Origin of the sequence: Brevibacillus antibioticus (assembly GCF_005217615.1) — a bacterium.
In the GTDB taxonomy this organism is placed as follows: Bacteria; Bacillota; Bacilli; order Brevibacillales; family Brevibacillaceae; genus Brevibacillus; species Brevibacillus antibioticus.
Genome location: NZ_SZNK01000001.1, coordinates 5,864,711 through 5,888,782, shown reverse-complemented (window position 1 = coordinate 5,888,782; position 24,072 = coordinate 5,864,711). Strand labels below are relative to the sequence as shown.

The 24,072-nt window shown below is 47.1% G+C and carries 29 protein-coding genes and 1 riboswitch; of the genes, 7 read left to right on the top strand and 22 right to left on the bottom strand.

Annotated elements, in window-relative coordinates:
* Positions 1-13: 13 nt before the first annotated feature.
* On the bottom strand, positions 14-1,639 hold the full coding sequence (locus E8L90_RS28285; protein ID WP_244297436.1) for a YcdB/YcdC domain-containing protein: 1,626 nt from the start codon (positions 1,637-1,639) through the stop codon (positions 14-16).
* Between the two features lie 303 nt (positions 1,640-1,942).
* Between E8L90_RS28285 and E8L90_RS28280 the strand changes: the two genes are divergently transcribed.
* Positions 1,943-2,332, top strand: coding sequence for a cupredoxin domain-containing protein (locus tag E8L90_RS28280; RefSeq protein ID WP_137032730.1), 390 nt, complete (start codon positions 1,943-1,945; stop codon positions 2,330-2,332).
* On the opposite strand, the gene E8L90_RS28275 is transcribed toward E8L90_RS28280, so the two are convergent.
* From E8L90_RS28275 to E8L90_RS28265, 3 genes are all read right to left on the bottom strand, one after another.
* Complete coding sequence (locus E8L90_RS28275; RefSeq protein WP_137032728.1) at positions 2,322-3,542, bottom strand: MFS transporter; 1,221 nt, start codon at positions 3,540-3,542, stop codon at positions 2,322-2,324. The two genes, E8L90_RS28280 and E8L90_RS28275, sit on opposite strands and share 11 nt — an antisense overlap.
* Positions 3,543-3,609: 67 nt before the next feature.
* On the bottom strand, positions 3,610-4,545 hold the full coding sequence (locus tag E8L90_RS28270; protein WP_137032726.1) for a 4-hydroxy-3-methylbut-2-enyl diphosphate reductase: 936 nt from the start codon (positions 4,543-4,545) through the stop codon (positions 3,610-3,612).
* Positions 4,546-4,605: 60 nt separating this feature from the next.
* Complete coding sequence (locus E8L90_RS28265; protein ID WP_137032725.1) at positions 4,606-5,535, bottom strand: ketopantoate reductase family protein; 930 nt, start codon at positions 5,533-5,535, stop codon at positions 4,606-4,608.
* Positions 5,536-5,707: 172 nt separating this feature from the next.
* Between E8L90_RS28265 and glnA the strand changes: the two genes are divergently transcribed.
* Together glnA and E8L90_RS28255 are read left to right on the top strand one after the other, a co-directional pair.
* Positions 5,708-7,126, top strand: a complete 1,419-nt coding sequence (glnA, locus tag E8L90_RS28260) for a type I glutamate--ammonia ligase (protein WP_137033651.1) — start codon at positions 5,708-5,710, stop codon at positions 7,124-7,126.
* Between the two features lie 121 nt (positions 7,127-7,247).
* Positions 7,248-7,961 carry a L,D-transpeptidase family protein gene (locus E8L90_RS28255; protein WP_137032723.1) on the top strand — a complete coding sequence of 238 codons (714 nt, stop codon included), beginning with the start codon at positions 7,248-7,250 and terminating at the stop codon, positions 7,959-7,961.
* A 24-nt stretch (positions 7,962-7,985) separates the two neighbouring features.
* Here the strand turns inward: E8L90_RS28255 and E8L90_RS28250 are convergent, their stop codons facing one another.
* The 7 genes from E8L90_RS28250 to E8L90_RS28225 form a co-directional block, all read right to left on the bottom strand.
* The gene (locus tag E8L90_RS28250; RefSeq protein WP_244297433.1) at positions 7,986-8,270 is read right to left on the bottom strand and encodes a hypothetical protein; all 285 of its coding nucleotides are present in this window, start codon (positions 8,268-8,270) and stop codon (positions 7,986-7,988) included.
* A gap of 72 nt (positions 8,271-8,342) precedes the next feature.
* A complete protein-coding gene (locus tag E8L90_RS28245) occupies positions 8,343-8,429 on the bottom strand; it encodes a YjcZ family sporulation protein (protein WP_016742908.1) in 87 nt (28 codons plus the stop codon).
* Positions 8,430-8,552: 123 nt separating this feature from the next.
* Positions 8,553-8,741, bottom strand: a complete 189-nt coding sequence (locus E8L90_RS31165; protein WP_279633699.1) for an ABC transporter substrate-binding protein — start codon at positions 8,739-8,741, stop codon at positions 8,553-8,555.
* The gene (locus E8L90_RS31160) at positions 8,738-9,022 is read right to left on the bottom strand and encodes an ABC transporter substrate-binding protein (protein ID WP_279633698.1); all 285 of its coding nucleotides are present in this window, start codon (positions 9,020-9,022) and stop codon (positions 8,738-8,740) included. Before E8L90_RS31160 ends, E8L90_RS31165 begins: the two co-directional genes overlap by 4 nt.
* Before the next feature lie 95 nt (positions 9,023-9,117).
* A complete protein-coding gene (locus E8L90_RS28235; RefSeq protein ID WP_137032721.1) occupies positions 9,118-9,672 on the bottom strand; it encodes a delta-aminolevulinic acid dehydratase in 555 nt (184 codons plus the stop codon).
* 213 nt (positions 9,673-9,885) lie between these two features.
* A complete protein-coding gene (locus tag E8L90_RS28230) occupies positions 9,886-10,431 on the bottom strand; it encodes a hypothetical protein (RefSeq protein WP_137032719.1) in 546 nt (181 codons plus the stop codon).
* Positions 10,432-10,460: 29 nt separating this feature from the next.
* Positions 10,461-10,955, bottom strand: coding sequence for a hypothetical protein (locus E8L90_RS28225; RefSeq protein WP_137032717.1), 495 nt, complete (start codon positions 10,953-10,955; stop codon positions 10,461-10,463).
* A gap of 293 nt (positions 10,956-11,248) precedes the next feature.
* Here E8L90_RS28225 and E8L90_RS31030 point away from each other — a divergent pair, with 293 nt between their 5' ends.
* Positions 11,249-11,425 carry a DIP1984 family protein gene (locus E8L90_RS31030; RefSeq protein WP_341870829.1) on the top strand — a complete coding sequence of 59 codons (177 nt, stop codon included), beginning with the start codon at positions 11,249-11,251 and terminating at the stop codon, positions 11,423-11,425.
* A gap of 283 nt (positions 11,426-11,708) precedes the next feature.
* Here the strand turns inward: E8L90_RS31030 and E8L90_RS30395 are convergent, their stop codons facing one another.
* The 9 genes from E8L90_RS30395 to E8L90_RS28180 all read right to left on the bottom strand — a co-directional run bounded on the left by E8L90_RS30395 (position 11,709) and on the right by E8L90_RS28180 (position 19,628).
* On the bottom strand, positions 11,709-11,873 hold the full coding sequence (locus E8L90_RS30395) for a hypothetical protein (RefSeq protein WP_167497627.1): 165 nt from the start codon (positions 11,871-11,873) through the stop codon (positions 11,709-11,711).
* A gap of 56 nt (positions 11,874-11,929) precedes the next feature.
* Positions 11,930-12,778, bottom strand: coding sequence for an energy-coupling factor ABC transporter ATP-binding protein (locus tag E8L90_RS28215; RefSeq protein ID WP_137032715.1), 849 nt, complete (start codon positions 12,776-12,778; stop codon positions 11,930-11,932).
* On the bottom strand, positions 12,775-13,572 hold the full coding sequence (gene cbiQ / locus E8L90_RS28210) for a cobalt ECF transporter T component CbiQ (RefSeq protein WP_137032713.1): 798 nt from the start codon (positions 13,570-13,572) through the stop codon (positions 12,775-12,777). The genes E8L90_RS28215 and cbiQ overlap by 4 nt, the downstream gene beginning before the upstream one ends.
* On the bottom strand, positions 13,569-13,853 hold the full coding sequence (locus E8L90_RS28205; RefSeq protein ID WP_007718520.1) for an energy-coupling factor ABC transporter substrate-binding protein: 285 nt from the start codon (positions 13,851-13,853) through the stop codon (positions 13,569-13,571). The genes cbiQ and E8L90_RS28205 overlap by 4 nt, the downstream gene beginning before the upstream one ends.
* Positions 13,850-14,614, bottom strand: a complete 765-nt coding sequence (locus E8L90_RS28200) for an energy-coupling factor ABC transporter permease (RefSeq protein ID WP_137032711.1) — start codon at positions 14,612-14,614, stop codon at positions 13,850-13,852. The genes E8L90_RS28205 and E8L90_RS28200 overlap by 4 nt, the downstream gene beginning before the upstream one ends.
* Before the next feature lie 140 nt (positions 14,615-14,754).
* Positions 14,755-14,948, bottom strand: a riboswitch (cobalamin riboswitch).
* A gap of 133 nt (positions 14,949-15,081) precedes the next feature.
* Entirely contained in the window at positions 15,082-16,173 is a 1,092-nt protein-coding gene (locus E8L90_RS28195; RefSeq protein WP_137032709.1) for a quinone-dependent dihydroorotate dehydrogenase, read from the bottom strand.
* Between the two features lie 309 nt (positions 16,174-16,482).
* Entirely contained in the window at positions 16,483-17,607 is a 1,125-nt protein-coding gene (gene ald / locus E8L90_RS28190; RefSeq protein ID WP_137032707.1) for an alanine dehydrogenase, read from the bottom strand.
* Positions 17,608-17,738: 131 nt separating this feature from the next.
* Positions 17,739-18,977 carry a PucR family transcriptional regulator gene (locus E8L90_RS28185; protein ID WP_137032706.1) on the bottom strand — a complete coding sequence of 413 codons (1,239 nt, stop codon included), beginning with the start codon at positions 18,975-18,977 and terminating at the stop codon, positions 17,739-17,741.
* Between the two features lie 81 nt (positions 18,978-19,058).
* On the bottom strand, positions 19,059-19,628 hold the full coding sequence (locus E8L90_RS28180) for a helix-turn-helix domain-containing protein (RefSeq protein WP_137032704.1): 570 nt from the start codon (positions 19,626-19,628) through the stop codon (positions 19,059-19,061).
* Positions 19,629-19,853: 225 nt separating this feature from the next.
* Here E8L90_RS28180 and E8L90_RS28175 point away from each other — a divergent pair, with 225 nt between their 5' ends.
* Together E8L90_RS28175 and E8L90_RS28170 are read left to right on the top strand one after the other, a co-directional pair.
* Positions 19,854-21,155, top strand: a complete 1,302-nt coding sequence (locus E8L90_RS28175; RefSeq protein WP_137032702.1) for an MFS transporter — start codon at positions 19,854-19,856, stop codon at positions 21,153-21,155.
* Positions 21,156-21,172: 17 nt separating this feature from the next.
* Positions 21,173-22,159 (top strand): ornithine cyclodeaminase family protein, encoded by a 987-nt coding sequence (locus E8L90_RS28170; RefSeq protein ID WP_137032700.1) that lies wholly within the window; start codon positions 21,173-21,175, stop codon positions 22,157-22,159.
* Between the two features lie 66 nt (positions 22,160-22,225).
* On the opposite strand, the gene E8L90_RS28165 is transcribed toward E8L90_RS28170, so the two are convergent.
* Together E8L90_RS28165 and E8L90_RS28160 are read right to left on the bottom strand one after the other, a co-directional pair.
* The gene (locus E8L90_RS28165; protein ID WP_137032698.1) at positions 22,226-22,579 is read right to left on the bottom strand and encodes a response regulator; all 354 of its coding nucleotides are present in this window, start codon (positions 22,577-22,579) and stop codon (positions 22,226-22,228) included.
* A 116-nt stretch (positions 22,580-22,695) separates the two neighbouring features.
* Complete coding sequence (locus E8L90_RS28160) at positions 22,696-22,887, bottom strand: hypothetical protein (RefSeq protein ID WP_137033648.1); 192 nt, start codon at positions 22,885-22,887, stop codon at positions 22,696-22,698.
* A 173-nt stretch (positions 22,888-23,060) separates the two neighbouring features.
* Here E8L90_RS28160 and E8L90_RS28155 point away from each other — a divergent pair, with 173 nt between their 5' ends.
* Entirely contained in the window at positions 23,061-24,071 is a 1,011-nt protein-coding gene (locus tag E8L90_RS28155) for a BMP family ABC transporter substrate-binding protein (RefSeq protein WP_137032696.1), read from the top strand.
* The last annotated feature ends 1 nt before the right edge of the window (position 24,072 follow it).

The following is a 24,072-nucleotide window of genomic DNA, read 5'->3' as shown; positions in this document are numbered from 1 at the left end:
TTAGCCTCCTGTCTTAGTACGGACTGTAATGCATTTCACCTGTGGTGGTAAATTTGCCGGTTAGGGCATCAATTTCTTCGTGGTCGAGAGATATGGCTGTTCTGTACACCAGAATGGGTTGATAACTTGGGTTATCCGACACAATATCGGCACCCGGTGTGAAATATTGTAGCTCCAGTGGACGCACTTTCAAGTATTCCTTTAGCGCCTGCTCATGTGATACAGCCTTTTTGAGGTCAGGCAGAATGAGCGGTTCCCAAGATACATCCTCCATATGCAGACCTATCACCTCTCCCGTGATACGGTCTATTCTGATAGAAATCTCATCATCCAGAACAGGAATCCCTTCGTGTACACTTACAAACTTGAAACCCTGCTCAGCGCCTCTCTGTCGAAACTCTGCTGTCCCAATCGGCATCACTTCTTTTAAATGCTTTGGTCCGTACTTTTCCAGCGCAGTAATAGCTAGTTTCATCGATTCTTCTGGCGTTATCCATTTCTTTCCGTTTGGATCCTCTTCAGGGTATTCTCTTTCTTTCTTTTTCTTGTCAACCACACCGTAGCTCATGAATCGTCCTGTTTCTTCCTCCGTTACAATGATAGCCTCCAAGTCTTTATTGATTTCATGTGTATATTCCTTACCTTTCGTATCTTCAGAAATGCCTTCTTTTATTTTTTCAGCTTTGCTCTCGATCCCAAAAGCAGCGAACATAGCTACCGCTTCCTCTGGCGTCTTTACGGTTACTTCCTTACCGACAGGATTCACTCTGACAATGGGATTATATGTACTCTCCTCTTTCGTCGAACCGACATAAGGAGGAACTTCCATGCCTGTTTTGGCATCGATAAATTCCGAGAATTCCGATTTGTAGCGTAAGGTAGGAGAGCCATACAAGTATTCCTTCGTTTTCTCGTTCCATCCCTCTAGTGGCTGTTTCAAATAAAAGAGCTTCAGGTGTTTGGCGAAGGCTTTTTCAGCCTGATCCTTGGATATGGCTTCCTTAGGATCAGCAAACTTCAAATCTTCGAGGGCTGGTGCATCATCGCCCCCGAGATTATATAAGCCTGACCCTTTCGATATGACTTCCCCCTTGCTGTTTACGGTTAGAAGAACATTGATATTCAGATACGGAAGTCCGTTTACCAGTTTTGTAAAATGGGCCTCGTTGCCGTGTGAATAGTTAGGGTTATAGGCAAAGCCGCCCATATCTGGACCATACCATTGTTTCATAAAATCTGTTGCCTTACTCTTTACTTTGTCATGCTCAATCTCCGGCCTTCCTTCTTCGGGAAATTCCTCGTAGTAGCTAAACCCATCGGGATTCCCTTGTTTATCCAAACTGAATTCAAAAGACGGTTTCTTCTTCTCCTTGGACGTTTGCAAGATGACGCTGATGCGATTCGTTCCATCCTTTTTTTCACGAATATTTAGCGTACTGTAAGAAAAATCGGCTAAATACGGCAGCCTTTCCTTTACCTTTTGGATTGCAAGCTCTACCTTCCCTTTCCATTCAGGTGCAAGCTCCTTTGCCTTGCTCTCCTCCGCCAGCACTTGACCATTATTCGTCAGATAGATTGGCGTAGTAGCAAGTAGAGTTGCAGTTGTTACCAAAAAAATCACTTTATTCAGCTTTTTCATCATTTACATCCTCCCGTATTTTTTCAACATTAATTAATCGTAAGAAATAGAAAAAGGTTACAAAAAATACAAAATAAAAAAAGGCTGTTGAATCAATCATCAACAGTCTTTTTTATTTTGCATTACAGGGAAAGTACAAGAAGTGCGGCCATCCAGAAGCTGATCATACCCGAAACGATTTTTTTCATACGTTTTTCCACCCCTTCTTCAATCGAATAGGGAAAAAGTGTTTATCCCTCTCACTCCGGGGACAGGATAATAGTAACTTCCCATGCTATGGTCCTCAAAGGAGTTGAAAGCACAATGTCTCGTCACTGGTATCGGCTGCTTCGTTATCCAATCATCGCTCTGGCTGTGACATTAACGCTACTTTGGACGCATCATTACCATCGCCTTCCAGCCTCGTACGCTGTCGCGACGCGGACACATACCGTTACGATTTCTAGCGCTGGCTTTTTGCCCAATCAATTGACTGCACACGAAGGAGAGCGGGTCTCGTTGATGATCGTCAACACCGATACCCGCCCTCACAATCTAGCCATTCGTGATCTGAACCTTACATCCACAGAATTGAAGCCGACCCAATCGACTCTCTTACAGTTTTCAGCCGCCAAACGCGGTCGGTATCATTTCGTATCAGACGCACCTGGCTATCCGGAAACAGGCTTCCAAGGCATACTCGTCATTGACTAGCTTGCACTTCTTCGTCTGGTGAGATTTGCTTCCACCGTCCGAATTTTATCATGAGCAGAGGAATGATCCCGATCGCGGTGATGATTCCCAAAAACAAATAAATGGCAAGGATCGAGAAGGAATCTTTGATCCATCCTGCTACCAAATTGCAAAACATCGCACCCAACCCGCCTCCTACTGAAAAGAAGATGGCCAACGCCGTCACCTGAAGGGATGCGGGTGTATTTTCGCGCACAAATTGGGCTGCTGTCGCCAAATAAAAGCCAACCGAAATGCCTTGCACAAAAAACATGGCAATTACAGCAGTCGTACTCGGAGCAGAGCTATACCAGAACCAGCGCATCGCGCAAAAAATCGCAGACAACAGTAGCGTCAGCTCCAGTCCCCATCTGCGGACAATATAACCCGCCAGCTTCATAAAAGGAGCCTCACTGCCTGCAAACAACAAGAAGGCAAGACCGATACCGGCAATGGTCCCTCCGATATCCTGATAAAACAGGGAAAACCAAATATTATTGGCGTTTACCGATCCCATCATGCAAAACGATGAAATCAAAAACAACGCAAATCGCGGAATTCGCGCCAAGTCTCTGATCCCCGCAAGCATACTGACACGAAACCGCGAAGCCTCTGTCACTTCTTCCGGAACCTTCTGAAGAAACAGAATGGCAATTAGAAACGCCAAGCAAAACGAGTAAAAAAGAAAATGTGGCCCCCATTGCTCGACGAGAAGACCTGTGATGAATGCCGCTAGGGCAAAGCCGATTGCTCCCCACAAGCGAATGTCGCCGAACTGCATGCCATGTCCCTTCGCATAACCAAGAGCCAAGCTATCTGAGATGGGAACGACGGCACTTTGAAAAAATGACAGGAGTATGTAGAGCAAAAAGACGTAGACAAAGGTGGAGACACCCGTAAAGAGAAGTCCCACCAAACCGGTGATGATCAATGTCAGAATCAGCACAGTTTTGCGAATTTGATAGCGATCACAGATCATACCCCACATCGGCTGTGCCACAATGGAAACGATCGGCGCGACTGCACTGATGAGACCGATTTGGGTCCCCGTTAGATGGATGGATTCGTAGTATTGCGTAATGAGCGGAGCAAAAGCGCCAAACCCGTAGTAAATAAAAAGATAAAGGGCGCAAAGACTTACGTATCTGCCTTTTGCGCCCCCCAGCCCGAAACCGGAAAGTGATTCTGGCATATAACTCTCCTATTTTGAGGTTAATTAACCGTGTAAGAAAACGTAACACAGAGCATGCCTACATGATTTATTTTACCGTTGGCAATATTTTCGCCATGTTGACGGTGCGTTTTTTCTCCCAGGTAGCGGGATTGAATTCATCGAACTGCTCCAGAAAGGAGATGACTTCCTTCGTCAATGGAGTCGGCGTCGAAGCGCCGGAAGTAACCGCCACATTTTTCTTTCCACGCAGCCATTCGATGTCTAGCTCAGACAAATCAGCGATTCGATACGACGGAACATTCGCGATTTCTTCTGAGACCTGTGCCAAACGATTGGAGTTGTTGCTGCGCGGATCACCTACGACAATGCACACATCTGCCTCTCCTACTTGCTCCGCTACAGCTTCCTGACGAACCTGCGTAGCGAGACAAATTTCATTATGCACTTCCACGCCTGGAAAACGCTTAAGAATGGCGTCCATCAGATGTTTGACGTCCCATTGACTCATGGTCGTCTGGTTCGTAACGATCAGCTTGTCTGTTGGCAGCTCGAGCGCCTCCAGTTCTTCCAGCTTTTGAACCAGATGTACATGATTCGGTGCGATCCCCATAGCTCCCTCTGGCTCTGGATGTCCTTTTTTCCCAATGTAGAGCACATGATAGCCTTCTGCTACTTTTTCACGGATCAAATCATGTGTCTTCGTTACATCTGGACAAGTCGCGTCGACAACGGTCAAGCCTTTATCGCGCGCTTTCTTGCGCACCTCAGGAGACACACCATGGGCCGTGAAGATGATCGTTCCCTCATGAACCTGATCCAGGAGAGCCAGCCGATCCTCACCATCCAATGTTTTTATCCCTTGTTTTTCAAACGCCTCGACGACGTGAGCATTGTGTACGATCATGCCCAAGATATGAATCGGGCGGGGCAAGTCAAAGTTTTGCGCTGTTCGCAGTGCCAATACCATGGCATCTACCACACCGTAACAATATCCACGGGGGGAAATCTTGATGACTTCCATCTTTACCCCTCCTACTTTTTATAATGCGTGAGCGAAAGACATTTCACCCCGTATTATACCTTATTTGTCTCCTGCACGCTTCTGTTCGTAAACCTTCAGATTATTATAGACAACTTTTAAGAGCGGCGTGGACAAGCCTTTTTGTCGCGCTCGCTCCAAGAGATAGCCTTGCAGATGATCCGCTTCCACCGGAAGATCTTTTTCCATATCACGTAGCATGGACGATTTCGTTTGAGGACGCTGATTTTGGAAAGTCTCCATTTGTTTGTCGACGATATCCGGCTTGATTGGTGCCTCCAAGGCATTCATGACAGAAGCGATTTCCTCAGCGAGCTGACGTGTCAGCTCTACGCCCCAAGCCGACTCTCGGATAGGTCCAACAGCGGAATTCATCAGTGTGGTAATACCGGAAAACGTCGCAATAAACAAGTATTTGTGCCAGGCTTCCCGTTGAATATTGGCGCTTGCACGCATCGTTCCGTTGATCTTGGAAAAGGCTTGCTCAATACGCTCTACACGCTCACTTTTGCCGCCTTCCCACTCACCGAAAACCGTATCATGAATAGGACTTGTCTGCACGACATCTCCGTCAGCATTCAGCGTCGTCTCAATGAAACAAAGACCACCGAGGACGCGCTCCCGGCCAAAACGATCCCATAGCAATTCCATATGCGCAATTCCGTTCAGCAGCGGAATGACGACCGTATCCTCACCTACGTACGGAGCGATGGCATCCACACTAGCTTCCAGCGTGTAAGCTTTGTTGGATAAAAGCACAACATCAAATGGTCCTGCTTCCTCCCCTGCTTGAATCAGTTGTGGCTGCTCCAAAAACAAATCCCCATGAGTGCTCTGAATGCGCAAGCCTCTCTCTTGCAGCTGTTTGTATCTACGCTCGCGCACAAGAAACGTTACATCTACCCCCGATTCAACTAGCCTGCCACCAAAATAACCGCCAATGCCTCCCGCTCCCAGTACGAGAACCTTCATCTATATCGCCTCCGCGTTTATAAGTCATGGTTTGTCTACATTTTATTAGAAAGTAACCATTTTCTAAACCCCACAATACAATGTTAGAAAATATAACATTAAACGTCAGGAAACCTCTTGGCAAACATTATAATGAATTCATAACTTTCATTCGTGAATGGAGTGAGTCATGTTGGATATGAAAACAGTCTTGTCCACAATTGACGCAGAAAAAGTGGAATATGTAGATTTTCGCATCGTTGACCTGCTTGGCCGCCAGCACCATGTCACCGTTCCTGCCTACGCGGTCGATGAAGGAACATTCCGCAATGGCGTCGCCTTTGACGGCTCCAGTCTAACCGGCTACAAGTCTATTGAAGAAAGCGACATGGTAGCCATGCCCGATCCGGCAACAGCCTTCATCGATCCTTTTGTAGAATCCAAAACCATGAATATGGTCTGCAACATCGTCAATCCAGACAACACCGTCTACACACGCGATCCTCGCAGCATTGCCCTCAAGGCCGAAGCCTATCTGCAACAATCCGGCCTCGCTACCGCTGCTTACTTTGGCCCAGAATCCGAATTCTTCCTCTTTGACAACGTACGCTATGCCTCTGGTCCGTCCGGCTCCTTCTTCCATATCGATTCAGAAGAAGCCTTCTGGAACACAGGTAAAGAAGGACAAAACCTCGGCTACAAAGTACGCAACAAGGGCGGATACTTCCCTGTTCAACCAACTGACTCGCAAATGGATATCCGCAATGAAATGTGCACGTTGATGACGAAATGCGGCTTGCATGTAGAGCGCCATCACCATGAGGTGGCAACAGCCGGTCAAGGTGAGATTAATTTCCGCTTCGATACTCTGACTCGTACAGCAGACAATCTATTGCTGTTCAAATACATCGTGCGCAACGTAGCTGCGAAGCATGGCAAAACAGCTACTTTCATGCCAAAACCAATCGTTGGTGACAACGGATCTGGGATGCACGTTCACCAAAGCTTGTTTCACGGCAATACCCCGTTATTCTATGAGCAAGGCGGTTACGCAAACCTGAGTGAGACTGCGCTGCACTACATTGGTGGTATTTTGCACCACGCCCCTGCGTTAATCGCCTTGACTAACCCGAGCACCAACTCGTTCAAGCGACTGGTTCCGGGCTACGAAGCACCAGTAAATCTGGTCTTCTCCAAAGGAAATCGCTCTGCTGCCGTTCGGATTCCGATTGCTGCCGTTACGCCAAAAGCGTCCCGCATTGAGTTCCGCACCCCGGACTCTACTGCCAACCCATACCTGGCATTTGCCGCCATGCTGATGGCAGGCCTCGATGGCATCAAGCGCAAGCTCGACCCGCGTGAACTGGGCTTTGGGCCATTGGATAAAAACATCTACGACTTGTCCAATGCGGAAAAACACGAGATCAAGAGCGCTCCCGCCTCTCTTGCAGAAGCACTTGCTGGACTTGAACAAGACCATGCTTTCTTGCTCAAAGGGAATGTCTTCACAAAAGAAGTAATCGAGGGCTGGATTGCACAAAAACGCGGTGAGATTGAGCAAGTTGAGCGAACTGTGAATCCGAAAGAGTATGAACTGTATTACGACCTATAAGCAAAGAAACAGCCCTTCTCAAATGAGGAGGGCTTTCACTTGCACCCGAATAAAATGCTGTTTTCATTCACAAACTAAAGTTGTACTGCGAAAAAAACAGATGATCGGATGAACATTGACAATGGTGTATCGAACGATAACTCACTTGCTCATTTATTTTGCTACCATTCTTCTCCTAGCCGTAGGCTTTCCTGTAGAAATCGAAATCGGTCAGAAAATCGTTTACGCCGAGCATTCGTTACCAATCATTAGCGACCAAGGGATTATTACGATTGAGGTTTATCCCAGAAAACACAAGTTACTTGTCAAAAAGCACGGAAAAACAGTAAAAACTTATTCCGTTGCAGTTGGTAATCCTTCTACACCTACGCCGGTTGGAGAATACAAAATCATATCCAAAGGAAAAGATTGGGGAGCCTCATTCGGTCCACGTTGGTTAGGTTTAAACGTCCCTTGGGGAATTTATGGCATCCACGGCACAAATAAGCCACACTCCATCGGACAGCATTTGAGCCATGGTTGTATCCGCATGCGAAACAACGACGTCATCGAACTGTTCAAGATGATTCCACTCGGAACAAAAGTAACGATTTATGGTCATGTATTGGGGGACCCGAGCCACAATCCTAGAGATTTAGCCGAGGGCGACGTTGGTGGAGATGTACAGCTCATTCAATCTCGATTGAAGAGCGGTGGTTATTATCACGGAATATGCGATGGCAAGTTTCGATCCTCGACAACTGCAGCTCTAAAGAAATTTCAAAGGGATCGAAAATTAATATCAAACGGTGTTGTGTCCAGCAAGGTTTATGAAGAGTTGGGGTTAGTGGAATAAATCCTGGTAAGATTCGTGTTTTCCCTACATAAACCTTCTAAACATACTTCCAATCCCATTTGCTCCTTGGAAAGTTTTGAATACCTCGTTCGCTACTTTTACACCATTGAGGATTGTGCCTATATCAAGATTTAGATTAGAAAGCCGTGGTGGTCGGGACTCTTTTCTCGTCCGACGGCTCGTTTTTGCCCACTCTTGATAATACTGCCCAAGGGATTCTGGATTCTTCTGCAGCTTTCTGACCGAGACCTTATTTGATTTCAGCCAATCTGCAAATTCAGGGCTAAAGCCATTCATTTGTCTAGCCACTTTTCACTCTCACCTCATTTCATAAATGAATAATGCAAAGGGATCGTTTGTCCCTTTGCATTACTTCTTTACCTAATTACAATCACAACCGACAATTACCAACAAAATGAAAAGGACCAGGATCAGAGCAAAGTCGTCAAAGCCATCAAAGAAACCCATTCTGTCTCCCCCTTTCCTTAGACACCCTACTGTATGCACATTTCTCATGATTTGCCTGTACACTCACCTAAAAGAAAAAGGACGCAAGCATTTGCCTACGCCCTTTTTCAACGACTGACTAGATTATTCAGCAAACAGTTTTTCTGCATCATCCAATGCAATTTTGTGTCCCAGTGATGAGTAGTCCAGCCACGGCTGTCCATTCAGCACATACACATGATTGTTTTTCACTGCTTTCAAGCCTTGCCAAATCGGATTTTCCTGAAGCTGCTTCCCGATTTTTTGGGCATCACCGTCTTTGTTGACAATCAAGAAGATAGCTGTTTCATCCCCATCACTCGAACTTCTTTCGCTGTGACACGAACAGCCATCACTGATGCATCTTTTCCGATCTTCTTCTGAATCATCGCTTTTACGCGTTCTGCCTGCGCGTCATACTCCTTCATAAAGTCTTCTGCCTGCTGCTGGCGATTTACCAGTTCCCCCGTCTTTTTCAAATGATCACGCCATGTTCCCTCATCGAGGTTAAAGACTTGGACTGGCGCGATTTTTTCGTACTTCACCAAATCAGCTCCAGCGTATTTTTCGTTCAAGAAAGTTCTGTTCTTCTAACCATTTATTCATCTGGTAACAAATCACTCAAAAAAACGCAAAAAGAGCCTTAAAAAGGCTCCCTCTGCGTTGCAAATTATTCTTTTACATAACACTGATACATCTTTGTTTCTTCATCCGTTGCTTTTGCGATTCGAAAAGCTTCTTCCACGCTTTTCTTGTTTTGAATTACCTCGTAGAAAAAGCGCAGTGTGAACATCAGCGCAGAACTTCCGTCCGGGTAATCATCTGGCCCAATATACGTATGGCAACCACTGTCCAGAAAGGCCTTCGCTAATTCGGGATCACCCAGCGAGCATCCGTTACCTAACACGATTTTTCCATCCAGCTTGGCAAAACGTCTAACCTCGTCAGGACCAAAATCACCCTTTGGTTCCCCTTCCTCGTAAACCTCCTCGCCCAGCTCTGGCATGATCAGGCTTCCCTCATCACCATGGAAATTCAGAACAATCATGTCGGTATTTGGGTAGAGATCGTTGCCATTCAATACATCAATCAAATCGCTTGGTCGACCAATCCAGTACGTAAAGACACGAGCTCCAAAATACTCAAGTGTATTCCGGATTGCTTGGCTATCCAGATCCGTATCCGGACCGATTACTAAGGCAACATTCATTTCAGGTTTACTCATCGTGATATTCCTCCATTTTGTTGTAAGTGGTTTTTATTTGTGGTTAGACAAAACCATTTACATGGAGGGGGTCGGGCCAACTGGTGGATGGCAAGACGTTACTTCTTGGTCATCATAATATAGGTAAACTCCTCTTCAATTGGAAATTTTTAAAATTTAAAGCAGTATATCACTCAGAACCTATAATGTAAAGGTTTTCCATCTACCAAAAACCTACTTCTTGATTGGCTCTTCCGGCCACCCTGGACCACCAAAATCATAGGACATCGGTCCATTGCTCTTCTCGGACTGGAACTTACCTGTTCTAACATCCAAAAAGTCTATTCTTACCCGATTGTGTGTGCTAATGACCGTGATGATCATCACATTGCGAATTCTGTTGTCTTTTTCCAAACGCTCTACGAGAATATGCTGATCGTATGAGATAATTTCGGGCTCTGGTGGCTTCAAGTTGTATTTCTTTTCAAGTCTCTCGATTGTTTCCTTATCTATGCCTTCGATTTTTCTCTCGGGATCCTGCAGTCCATACTGTGAAACTAATGCTGCGTCTGTCTGGCCATCCTTTTTCAAAACATGCTCGTACCCTTTTGCTACGATATACACTTGGACATCGGGATGCTTTTCGAGATCTTCCACCATGAATCGCTCCACGAATGTATGTGCCTCGCGCTCGATCAGCTCATTCTGAATGACCGCCAAAGGCTCTCCCCAAGTACCAGAAGAACTAGTCACAAGCAGCAAGCAAAGAAGCCATGTCAAAGTTTATTCCACCTCCTGTTTTGCAGCGATTACGCAAACCCTTTTTTGATTTTGGTCTTCATGTCACGATACAGCTCCCCGTATGTAATCGCATGCTCGATATGCGAATAGGAAAGCACGGAATTGCCATCCTTACTCTCGCAGCAGGCAAAGAACAGGCTTTCCATCAGATTGTGATTTTCGATGGAATTGGTAATGTGGACGCAATCTTCAATTGAATCATGAGCGTCATGCTTGTAAAAAAGAAATGTCCCTTCTTTGAACGCCCCTTTTTTGTTAGCGTCTTTCCAAATAAGCATGCCCAGGGTAATAAAGTACCCTTCCTGGAAGCGGATGACGCCTGTAATGACGGAATTAATCGTAGTCGGAATGATCGCAATCGAGTCATTGAGCTGATTGACGTATTCATACAACGCGTTATTGGATTCTCGAAGATCAGCGATTGGTACATGAAGAAGCTGCTTGTCTCTTAATTTTTCTACAAGTTGCTGAACGCATAGCGTCTTATTCAAAGTTGAAATCACAACCTCATCACTTCTCCCATTGTAAGTAAGTGCCTTCTTTACGTTATTCGTGATGAATGGACATATCCCTACAAAATCCGTGCAAATCTTCTTACCTTTTCAGCGAAAATCAAATTTTACCATATTTTATCAGGGGGTTACGGTTGTGAAACTCGCGGAAGCGTTAATCATTCGTGCCGATTATCAAAAGCGAATCGAACCAATGCGTCCTGCCGTTTTCAGGACACCATGACGCTCTCAGATGCGTTAACCAAACGTGATATTCTTGGTGCAAAGCGGCATGAGCTGCCGACCTGATCCAGGCAGCCACAGTCAAGCATGATCGCTATAGCCGCTCAGAGGTCAAGATTTGCTCGACCGTAAGTATTGGCCAGTTGCAAAAGCAAGTCGATGAGCTGTCTAAACAGTACCGGGAATTGGATGCAAGCATTCAACAATTCAACTGGTTAACAGAACTGCAAGAAGCTTAACGTAAGACGCATGGAAGTCGGTAGTCTGTCTGCAAAAGGCGAACACGCCCCCCTTCAACAGGGTATATGTTGAAAATTCCAGCAGAGTCGAGGGGCCACCCCGAGGGTTCAAATCCCTCTCTTACATAAGATGCCCAGCATTGTGACATGAGTACTGCGTACGTTGTATTGTAACTACCGTGTGTTGATTTTGTCTGACAGACGAGGGTGGGTACGGGGATTATTCCATGTAAAAAAGCCCTTCACGCCTTGATGTGGCCGAGAAGGGCTTTTTGGCGCAAATTTACGCTTTTCCTTTTAAATAATCATCTTTTAGCTTCTTTTCCTGCTCGACGGTGGTCATATCTTTTTCTAATACTTGATACATCAATTCATCCTTCAGCTTGCGTGAAATTCCTTTTTCCTGGTGATTCGGGACTGATGTACTCATGACAGAGTCTTGTTCCATACCAGCGTACCTCCATGGCTTTTTGGGGTTAGTTTGCCCGAAAGCGCTCACCCCATTCACCACACCCGCTGAACACTGAGCATTTTTCGCAGCTCGTCGACCGAACGTGGAATATTTCCGCCCAGCTCGCGCTTCCACTGCTCAGGCAGTACCTCCCACACATCAACGAGCAACGGCATACCCAGATGAAGACTCTCCAGCATGGTTCGATTTTCTAATGCCTCCTGCGGATCTCCCGCGAAAACAAGCCTGCCTTCATCCATGATGCAAATCCACTCTGCCCATTCAAACGCAATATCCATATCGTGTGTTGCCATCAAAACAGTCGTTCCTTGCTGGTGAATCGCATCGAGCTCCCGCAGCAAATTTTTGGTCTGATAGCGATCCAGATACGCAGTAGGCTCGTCCAAAAGCAACAGCTCTGGCTCCATGACCATGACTCCCGCGAGTGCCAGCCGCCGTTTTTGTCCCAGGCTCAAATGATGAATCGGAGCTTCTGCCAGCTCCCTCAACCCGAATGCATCCAGCACCTTTTCTACCTTTGCCCGGATTACGTCCACAGGCAGCTTTTGATTGCATAAACCGTAGGATATATCCTCCGCGACCGTGCTTGCGATCAACTGATGCTCGGGATCTTGAAAGACCAAGCCTACCCTTTGCGTCATCTCTTGCAGTGCGGCTCGTTTGTAGACAAGCGGTTTTCCTTTCCACAGCACCTGTCCCTGCTGTGGCTCGATGATCCCGTTACTATGCAAGAACAAGGTCGACTTCCCACAGCCATTCCGTCCCAAAAGGACACATTTTTTCCCCTCTGGAATCCATAAGGACAGCCCTGACAAGACGGGGCCCCGCCCTCCCGGATACGTGTACTGCAAATCGATGAACTCCAACAATCGTGATGTCATAACCGCCAACCTCCTGTCCACCACTCAAGCAGTACCAGCAGCATACAGCCTGCGATTGACTCCCACTCATAGCGACGCGAGCGAGCGTGAGTATGAAACGAGAGCACCTGCATGCTCTCCCCGAAGCCTCTAGCCGCCATACCTTTGTGCAAGGCTTCGTATTTGCGCATCGCTCTGACAAACAATTGCGCAACGAGAACCCCTGCATCCCGAAGCGTCGCCAGGAAGTCGCGATGACCTCCGCGAGAACGTTGCGCAATCCATAGCTGGTGAGAAATCGTTACTAACACAAAAATAAACCGATACATGATCATTAATAAGTCAGTCACAAGGACAGGCATACGAAGTCGCCGGAGCACCTGCAAGATTTCGGCAAACGGCACGGTAAACAAAATGAAGGCAAAGCAGGATAAGCTCGCCATGGTACGCCAAAATAAGATCCAAACTTTACTGAATGATGACGTCGGCACGTAGAGCACGTACGAACCCAACTCCCATGCTGCCGCGACCTGGACCTGTACTTCGCCTGCTCTCGCCCCTTCTACCAATAGCGCAGGGAGCCCCGCCACGAAAAACGAGAGCGACACGATCATAAAGGCACAGTAGATACGGACAGGAATACGGGCATACACCACTACCCATACCGTCATCCAGACAACGACAGCCATCTGCATCCATACATGCCCCAGCAAGACGAGCAGTAACAATGCGCTCGCCAGCAATAACTTATGAGCTGGCGGTAGACGTTTCAGATTGTTTTGATAAGAGAGAGAATCAAGCTGTAGCCCGTTCATTTTTTCCGCTTATCCAACCGACCTTTGTACAAGCCCACGGCATAGCCAACCACTCCCGCACCCAACGCCGCCTGCACCGCAAACAATAGACTCTCCGTCTCTCCCCCTGGCGGTTCTATCAGCGGTTGAAACCATGGTTCGTAGTTCGGAGCGATTTCCTTGATCGCTTCCTCTGCCACGCCGTCTGCGCCGCCAAATTCCGAATCCTGTACCAGCAACAGCGGGACAATCGCCAGTACGATTACCCCCAAGAGTAACAGCCAGTTCCATCCTTTTTTCACAGCGATTCCTCCTGTTTGAGCAAACGAAGCTGTGTAAGCTCTTTTGCGTTGTAAGATAACAACCAGTTCCAAACAAGAACGGTCAACAGACCTTCACTGATGGCGAGCGGTACTTGCGTGAACGCAAAAATTCCTGCGAATTTGGCAAACGAGGCCAACACTCCACCAGATTCAGCTGGAAATGCGAGAGCCAGTTGAATCGAAGTCACCACATAGGTAGCGAGGTCAGCCAAGGCAGCCGCCGCAAAAACAGCCAGACGCTGGCTTCCGCTAGCTTTCATAATTATCCGATAGATACCGTATGCCACCATTGGACCTACTACTGCCATGGATACAGCATTTGCCCCTAGCGTAGTCAGACCTCCATGTGCTAAAAGCAAGGCTTGAAACAAGAGCACCATGCTCCCTAACACAGACATCGCAAAAGGCCCAAACATAATGGCGCCAAGGCCCGTTCCAGTCGGGTGAGAGCTGCTGCCTGTAACCGAAGGGATTTTCAGTGCAGATAAAACAAATGCAAATGCTCCTGCAACACCAATAAGGAGCTTCATTTCGGGATGTTCTTTTACAATCTTGTTAATCGAGCGAAGCCCAAGAATAAAAAATGGCAAGAAGACAGCCCACCAAAATAAGGCCCAGGATAATGGCAAATACCCTTCCATGATGTGCATCGCGTGTCCTGTCTCTGGTTCATTGAGCAGAAAATACAGGACAAAGCCCGCTATCAACAGACAAGTAGATACGAGACGAGATCGATTCATGTTTATCCTCCTTCACTGACTTTCGTTCTTTCCTACACAAAAAAATCTCCTCCAACAATGGACGAGACGTGCGCACAAAACAACAGACTGATTAGACAGCCTCATTGCCTCGTATTCACCGCTCCTTTCCGCGAAGGTTCTGTGGGTGTGGCTACTAGGTAGGTCTCCTGGCTTCCAGATCCATGCGCTCCTTGTCCTTCCCCATACGAAGATGAGTGGTTTCCTTCTCAAAGAGAGCTCCCTGGTTACAGTGGCGGGACCGCTCGGGACTTTCACCCGATTCCCTGTTACCCTTTATGCGTCACATAAAGGCACCTAACGCCGACAATATAAAATTGACAGACAATTCTTGTTTGTCCCACATTATTATACCGGATCACTACATAAATCGGAAGAATATAAGTAAAAACGCATAAGCCTATGACCCACTACAAACAGAGCCATCGACCTATGCGTACTTGTTCTGTCTATTCTTTTGCGTCTACGCCAATGACTTCACTAATATGTTTAAAACCATCTCGCTGCATGAGCTTGAGCAGTTTTTTGTTGATTTGCTTGGCGATACCTGGGCCCTGATAAATCATCCCCGTATACACCTGAACGAGACTGGCTCCTGCTCGGATTTTCGCGTAGGCGTCTTCACCATTATAAATACCGCCGACACCAATGATTGGTACCTTGTCTCCTACTTCTTGATAAATCTCCTTCACCCAAGCTGTGGAACGCTCCGTAAGAGGTCTTCCGCTCAAGCCACCCGCTTCCTCGGCAAATCGATGTCCGGAAACCGCCTCGCGAGATAGTGTCGTATTGGTAGCGATAATTCCGGAAATGCCCTCTTCAACAGCAGCATGAACAACATCGCGCATGTGCTCATCTGACATGTCTGGTGCTACTTTCAGCAAAATCGGCTTTTTCTTGATGGAGCGTGCTTCCATTTCGGTCGCCTTTTCCCTTACTGCACGCACCAAATGACGCAAGCTCTCTGTTTCCTGCAAGTCACGCAGATTCGGGGTATTCGGAGAGCTGATGTTAATAACGAAATAGTGACCGTATGAATAGAGCATGTCCATACATTTGCTGTAGTCGATGGCCGCCTCTTCATTCGGCGTTACTTTGTTTTTCCCAATGTTAATCCCAATCGGAACATCTGAGTATGCGTAATCGACCAAATGCTGGGAAGCCAAATACGCACCGTGATTGTTGAAGCCCATCCGGTTAATGACAGCTTGATGTTCCGGCAATCGGAACAATCGGGGCTTCGGATTGCCTGGCTGCCCCTGTGGCGTCAATGTCCCGATTTCCACAAACCCAAAACCAAGGGCACCTAGCGCATGATAGACTTCCGCATTTTTATCAAAACCGGCTGCAAGTCCGACTGGATTCGGAAACGTCATTCCCCACAGCTTATTCTCCAACCGCTGGTCTTTTACCTGATAGATCAACTTCAGGATGCTTTTGCCTGGAGCAGAATCCTCCACCAGCCTTAAGGCACCAATTGTCTTTTCATGAATCTCTTCCGCATCTTGCTGGAACAGATATTTTCTTATGAGCTGATACATCGGCTGCACTCCTTACTCCGTTTCTACCTTTTTACCTCATAGTAGAATACCATACTTTTTCGGGAGGATGTAACCTTTATACGTGATACATATTTCCAAGTATGCAGGCAAATCCTAACAGCACCACCACGTACAGGGGGATCAGTCTTTCATGAAAGTGGACAGAAAATCGGGATTGGTCAAGCCATTATGGTGCTGGAAAAATGAAGATGGATTCGGTCTGACCCACTTCCTCCAACTGAATAAATAAAAAAACTGCTTGCCGTAAGCTCGGACAAGCAGTTTCTTCTTTTCTATTTACCGTTGAAGCTAGTTTTTCACCAGCAAAACTTCTTCGATAGAAGCATACGGCAGGTTATGCGCATCTGCAACAGCCTTATAAGCTACTTTGCCGTCGATGACGTTTACGCCTTTTGCCAATGCTTTGTTGTCGCGAATCGCTTGTGCGTAGCCTTTGTTCGCCAATTGTACCGCGTATGGAACGGTTACGTTGGTCAGGGCCAATGTAGATGTACGAGCGACTGCACCAGGCATGTTGGCTACAGCGTAGTGAATCACACCGTGCTTCTCATAGGTTGGCTTGTCATGAGTCGTGATACGGTCAATGGTTTCAATCGATCCACCTTGGTCAATCGCAACGTCTACGATCACAGAACCAGGTGACATCTCTTTTACCATGTCTTCTGTTACCAGACGTGGAGCACGAGCACCTGGAATGAGTACAGCGCCTACCAGCAAATCTGCTTTTTTCACAGCGCTTGCGATGTTGAAGGAATTGGACATCAGCGTCTGAACGCGGCCTTGGAACAAGTCATCCAGTTGGCGCAGACGGTCTGCGTTTACATCGATGATCGTCACATTTGCACCCAGTCCAAGCGCCATTTTCGCTGCGTTTGTCCCTACGATCCCACCGCCGATTACAACTACCTCGCCTTTTGGTACACCTGGTACGCCACCGAGGAGAACACCTTTTCCACCGTATTGCTTTTCCAAGAATTGCGCGCCGATTTGAACGGACATGCGGCCTGCTACTTCAGACATCGGCATCAGCAGAGGCAGAGCGCCATTGTCGAGCTGAATCGTTTCGTAAGCGATTGCAATCACTTTTTTATCGAGCAATTCACGAGTCAATTCAGGCTCTGGTGCGAGATGCAAATACGTGAACAGAATCAGACCCTCGCGGAAATATCCGTATTCAGCAGGGAGTGGTTCTTTTACCTTCATCACCATGTCAGATGCCCATGCCTCTGAAGCGGTTTCTACGATCTCAGCACCTACTGCCTTGTAATCTTCATTCGTAAAACCACTGCCTTGCCCTGCACTTGTTTCGACACGAACCGAATGTCCGTTTTGTACCAGAGCAGCTACACCTGCCGGAGTAATGGCAACGCGGTTCTCATTATTTTTAATTTCTTTTGGAATTCCAACGATCATGATAAGTATGTCCTCCTTGGAAACGCCAATTTCTTTGCGGTTTCTATTATTGTACAGCGTATCTTCGGGCATACTCCTTGGAGATTCCTTTAATTTTAGCGTCTTTTTATTTGTGAAAATTCACAAACAAACTACTGTTCCCCATCTAATTTGGCTATTTTCAACTCTACATATAAGGCAGCCCGCTGGTTCATGTTGTCGAGGTCGACACGCATGATCTCCTCAATTCGTCTCAGTCGGTAGCTCAATGTATTAATGTGAATATGCAGGCGCTCTGCTGTCTTGTTGACCTTGCCTGCGGCATCCAAAAAAGTTTCCAATGTCGTCAAGAGCGTGGTCTGGTTGTCGCGATCGTACTGTCTGAGCTTTTCCAGCCGTTCATTTTGATAGCCTTGCTCCTCTTCCCACTGCTTCAGTTGTAGTAGATAGCGATATATCCCAAGCTCGTGGTACCCGTGAATCCCTTCATTTTCCTGCGGGAACAGCTTCTTGATCTTGAGCGCATGCAGTGCTTCCCTGTAGCTCTTCACAATATCTGTATAAGACTTGTAATCTCTTCCGTAGCCAGCAATCACCTGGCGTCCTTCCGTGACATGTGCTTCGAGCTTGCCGAGCGAGTCTGCGAGGAACTGTTCCACCTTGCGAATGAGCACTTCGCTCTTCTCTTTTTTCGCATCGGACAGACCGATCAATAAGATGATTTGGGAACCGTCGACAACCCAGAGCAGCTTGTCACGCATTAATAACGGATACAAGTACTGGTCCAGACGGGCTCCTGCCGCTTCAATAATACAGATTAAATAAGAGGTCGGAAGCTGCATCTGCAAGGTGTCCGCTTTTTGGCGAATAGCAGCCTCACTGCTGTGATTCCCCAGCAACAGCTCCCACAGAAATTCCTTGCGTCGCTGTTCCTCCGCCTTGCGTTTTCCCTGCCGCTGGATGAGACGCGAGACAGCTACGCGTGCGGCCTGACGAAGAATCTCATCATCTTCCCGGGTAATCGGTCGATTTACCTCTTGTGCCCAAATGTAACCGAGCACGTCACTCCCTCTGCGAATGGCAATCGCCACACGTTTCCCCAAGCCGATTTCGTCCTTTGCTGGGATGTGTACGGGGTCGTCTTTCGTTAACAGCTCCTGGAATACGCCGTCCTTCCAGAGGCGCGTCAGCACTCTTTCCGGTACCCGTCGCCCCATGATGGTAGACCAGCGCGCTTCATCTGTGCTTTCTCCGTGTGAGCTGTAAGCAATCAGTTTATGATCGGCATCTTCAACCGTTATCGGATTTTGCAAAAGTTCTCCAATGGCATCAGCTAATTCGTCGATATCAGCATGCTGATACTGTTGAAAATAATTAGGCTCTACGGGCACACTTTCACCTCTTTACCGCTCTTTTCTACGCGTTCCTCTATTATAGTAGAAAACATGGCTTCGCTAAACGGTCTCGCTCAATTAATAAGGAGCGTTCGGTAACCTGTCGCTGTCATGTGAATTGACACAAAGGAATCGGGTGACCTCGCCTGTACGGTTCACCCAGTTGTGCGGTACGGATGAATCCATGTGAATACTGTCGCCAGGGAACAAATCATGCTCCTCTTCCCCCAGCAAAAGTGTCAGCACACCCGCGAGGACGTAAATAAACTCTTGCCCCTTATGTACAAAAGGCGTGCCTTTTTCTCCATGCGGGGAAAGCGTGACGAGAATCGGTACCAGTGACGGATTCTCCAAATCACCGGACAGGTCCTCATACACAAAAGGCGCATACAGAAGCTGGGATCGCTCTTTGCTCGCCCTGCGTACCTGCCCATTCCCTCCACTCGACTCACCCGAAAAGAAATAGCCTGGGCTCACTCCCAAGGCTTCCGAAATTTTTTTCAATGACTCCAGTGTAATAGAAGACTTCCCACGCTCTACTTGGGACAAAAAGCTGATCGACAGCTGTGTTTTTTCCGCAATTTGTTTGAGTGTCTTCTTTTTGCCGACTCGAAGCGATTTGATTAATACACCAATGGTAGGTTCCATTTGCATACCTCGCCGTAAAAAGGATAGGTCTATCATACTCTTTCCTGAAAAAAGTTGTAAAGTTAGCATAAGTATCAATTTTTACTATTGCTACAAATTGTATGGCATTTTATAATATTTATCATTATCAGAATTGTAATCGCTTTATTTTTGGAAATTGAAGTGCTACTTCACCCACAAATTGAAGTGACACTTCAATACTTACCGACAAAGGAGGATTACCCGATGGCATTACAAACACAAGCGGGCGTTTCCAAAAAGGTTCAAAACAAAGCGTTGGTCGCGAGCCTGATCGGCAGCTCCATTGAGTGGTTTGACTTTTTTCTGTATGGAACGATGGCTTCGCTCGTATTCAACAAGCTATTTTTTCCTTCTTCTGATCCAACTGTAGGCTTACTGCTCTCTTATCTCTCATTTGGTCTTCCCTTTTTCATCCGGCCATTGGGTGGCGTGATCTTCAGTCATATCGGAGACAAAATCGGTCGTAAAAAAACGCTGGTCTTGACGTTGTCGCTGATGGGAGGCGCTACCGTCTTGATCGGTTTGCTACCTGATTACAATGCCATTGGCATCTGGGCTCCCATTCTTCTCGTGCTGATGCGTTTGATTCAAGGCTTGGGGATCGGTGGTGAATGGGGAGGTGCATTGCTTCTCGCCGTAGAGTACTCCGGCAAAGGCAGACGCGGCTTTTTTGGAAGTATCCCACAGATGGGTGTAACGATCGGCATGCTGCTCGGTACGTTGGCTATTTCGATGATGAGTGCGCTTCCCGATGATCAATTCATGTCTTGGGGCTGGCGAGTTCCGTTTCTGTTGAGTGCAGCACTTGTCTTTTTAGGACTCTGGATTCGCAATGGTATCGATGAAACACCAGCTTTTCAAGAAGCAAAAAAGACAGGGAACATTGCGAAAGTTCCCATCGTCGATACATTCCGCTATCACTGGAAAGCTGTTCTGATTGCCGTCGGAGCCAAAGTGGTAGAGACGGCGCCGTTCTATATTTTCTCAACGTTTATTATTGCCTACGCGACGAATTACTTGGGCTACGACCGAATAACGGTACTCAATGCCGTGACGATCGCCACATTAGTGACAACCATCGCGATTCCGTACATGGGCATGCTGTCAGATAAAGTAGGCAGAAAGCCATTGTATATCGGGGGAACGATAGCAATGATGCTGTTTGCATTCCCTTACTTTTATATGCTGTCATTGAAATCAGCCCTCTGGCTTACCGTCGCGACTGTCATCGGACTCGGGATTCTCTGGGCTCCGGTCACAGCTGTATTAGGTACGATGTTCTCGGAGATTTTCAGCACGAATGTACGCTATACTGGGGTTACTATTGGCTATCAGCTCGGTGCAGCTTTGGCGGGGGGTACTGCTCCGCTGATCGCTACTGCCTTGTTAAGTTCCTTTAACTCCTGGGTGCCAATCGCTTTGTACATTGTAATTTCCGGGGTTATTTCTCTCATTGCAGTTTCTGCTACGAAGGAAACAAAGGATTTGGATTTGGACGAATCCTGATGGAAAGGAAGAATGAGATGCTACTATTAAGCCGTGAAAACATTGAACAAATCTACACAATGAAAGATTGTTTGGAAGATGTGGAGCATGTCTTCCGTGAGCATATGCTAGGAAACGTCACCACCCCTGTTCGTACTGCCATTGACCATCCGAAATACGGAGCAACCAGTCTATACATGCCGTCCTATTTGGAAACGGACGATTACGTAGCGGTCAAAATCATCAGCATTTTCCCAGAGAATCACAAGCATGATATCAAAGCACTCCAAAGTGTGATCGTGTTGACCGAAGCAAAAACGGGACAGCATGTAGCGATGATGGACGCGAGCCTTTTGACAATTATGCGCACAGGTGCAAGCAGTGGTGTTGCAACCAAATACTTGGCAAAAGAAAATGCGCAAAGCTGCGCTGTACTGGGCTGCGGGGCACAATCCATCGGACAAATTCAAGCCGTCATGGAAGTCCGTCCGCTGACAAACCTTTATCTCTATAACCGCACACGTGAGAAAGCAGACAAAATGAAACAAACACTGCTATCCCTCTACCCGGAGTGGCAAGGTGAAATCACAGTTATGGATGATGCCAATGAAGCGGTGGCGAATGCCGAAATCGTGATTTGCAGCACCAAGGCTACCAGCCCGTTGTTTGATGGAACACGCTTACGACCTGGTACGCATATCAATGCCATCGGTGCTTTTCTTCCTCATATGCAGGAGGTCGACTTGACTACCGTACAAAACAGCAAAGTCGTGGTTGATACACTGGAGGGAGCCCGGCATGAGGCAGGCGATCTGCTCATTCCGATTGAACGCGGAGAATGGAGCTTCGAACAAATGCACGCGGAGCTAGGAAACATTCTGATCGGGAAAAAGCCTGGCCGAGAAAATGATGAAGAAATCACGCTGTACAAATCCGTGGGTGTTGCCTATTTAGACACAGCCGTCGCCAAAACGGTTTATGAACGGGCGAAAGCAAACGGCATTGGAATAGAAATCCGCTTGTAAATCTTCTTTTATAGAAAAACAGCCGCCTTCCCACCCGGGTTTTGGCGGCTGTTTGCTTTTTCCTGTTTACAAAAGCCGTGCGATTGCATCGAGAATCTGCTCTTTTTGAAAAGGCTTTACGACGAAATCACTCGCGCCTGTCCTCATCGCTTCTAGCACCTTCTGCCGGTGCCCAACTGCTGAGCAGATCAAAATTTTGGCATCACGGTCAAAATCCAAGATGTGACGCATAGCTTCAATCCCGTGCATGTGCGGCATGGTAATATCCATCGTGACAATATCTGGCTTGAGCTCTTTGTACTTTTCAATTGCCTCCAAACCATTGCACGCTTCTCCACAAACTTCATGTTGTTCGCCTAACATATCCGTCAGCACCCTTCTCGTGAAGGCTGCGTCATCTACTATCAGCAATCGGGCCATGCAATCTTATCCCCTCGCATCTCGCTTGCTATTCTACTTCCTACTTTTGCAGAAATTGCAAGCCTTGTCCACGAGAGAAAATGACTTCTTTTGTCGAATAGGCACTCCGATCGGCATTATGAAATAAATCCGATTCGCTCGCTGCTCTCATTCGAATCGCTGTCGCTGGCGAGTTCGACTGTCCGGCTCGACGCCAGAGGGCTATCTGGTTTCGGGTGTGGAGTGGTCTCTCCAATCTCCGGTCGATCGACCTGTGTAACCTCATCAGGAATATGAATCTGTGGGATTTCCACCATATCGTTTTCCATCACGTGTACGCCTCCCTTCTGTTCCCTCTTGGCAAGGAGATATGTTCTCCATTTGATTAGCCTGTCCGTATCCCTTTTTTCCATGCACAACCCTCAGAGAACCTATATAATAGGCATGACGTGTATCTATCATATTAAGTGGATTATGCTTTTTTTCTATGGAGGAATCCCGCATGCCAAAGCTGCTGCCATTTCCCGTCTTATTTACCGGTTTGGTAGTCGGGCTGCTACTGCTCATTACCAGTCAATTCGTTACAAGCATGAAGCATCTCGATAAAGTCATAAATAAAAGCAGCCATTCTTCTGACAAAGTGCGTGTCGCCCTATTACTGGAGGGCCCCACTTATGATCAGGGCTGGAACAGCAGTGCACTGGAGAGTATGACAGAATTGCAAAAAAGATTTAACTTCTCACTCGAAATCGCCAATAATATAAAACCGGAGCAGATCAAAAAGTTGGCTGAGAAATATGCAGCCAACGACTATGATCTCATCCTCGGTCATGGCCTCATCTTCTCTGATCCTTTTACAGACGTGGCCTTTCGCTATCCGAAATCACACTTTGTTTCCTTTAATGGAGAGGCTCCGCATCCGAATCAGACGACGATTCGTTACGATATGAAGCCTGCGGGCAAGCTCGTCGGTATCCTCGCCGCCAAAATGACGAAATCGGATAAAGTCGGATACATCATGGTAGACAAGCCAACTGAGCTCCTTCAAGTAGAAGGCTTTATCGAAGGAGTAAAAAAGGCATCGCCCAAAACCTCTATCGTCGTGGGAAAGGTTCCTGATTTCAATGATATTGAGGGAGCCATTCGCAAGACTCGCGACATGATTTCACAAGGTGTGGATGTCATCTACACCACTGGCGACAGCTTCAATCTCGAGGTGATTACAGAAGCACAGCGCGCAGGAGTATTTACCATCGGATACATTGCCGACCAGCGCTACATCGCTCCAGATTACGTGCTGGTCTCCATGATGCAGGATGTTCGCCAATGCTACCGCATCATCACGGAACAGTTTATTCAAGGGAAACTCCCCAATGGAAAAGTCATGTACGGACTTACCGAAGGAGTCAACCATCTCAGTCAATTCGGTCACATGGTGCCAGCAAATGTGCGTAAAGATTTAGAACGGGAATTGCAAAATTTCATTCCTTCCCGTGGCTCGTATGGAGGTTAAT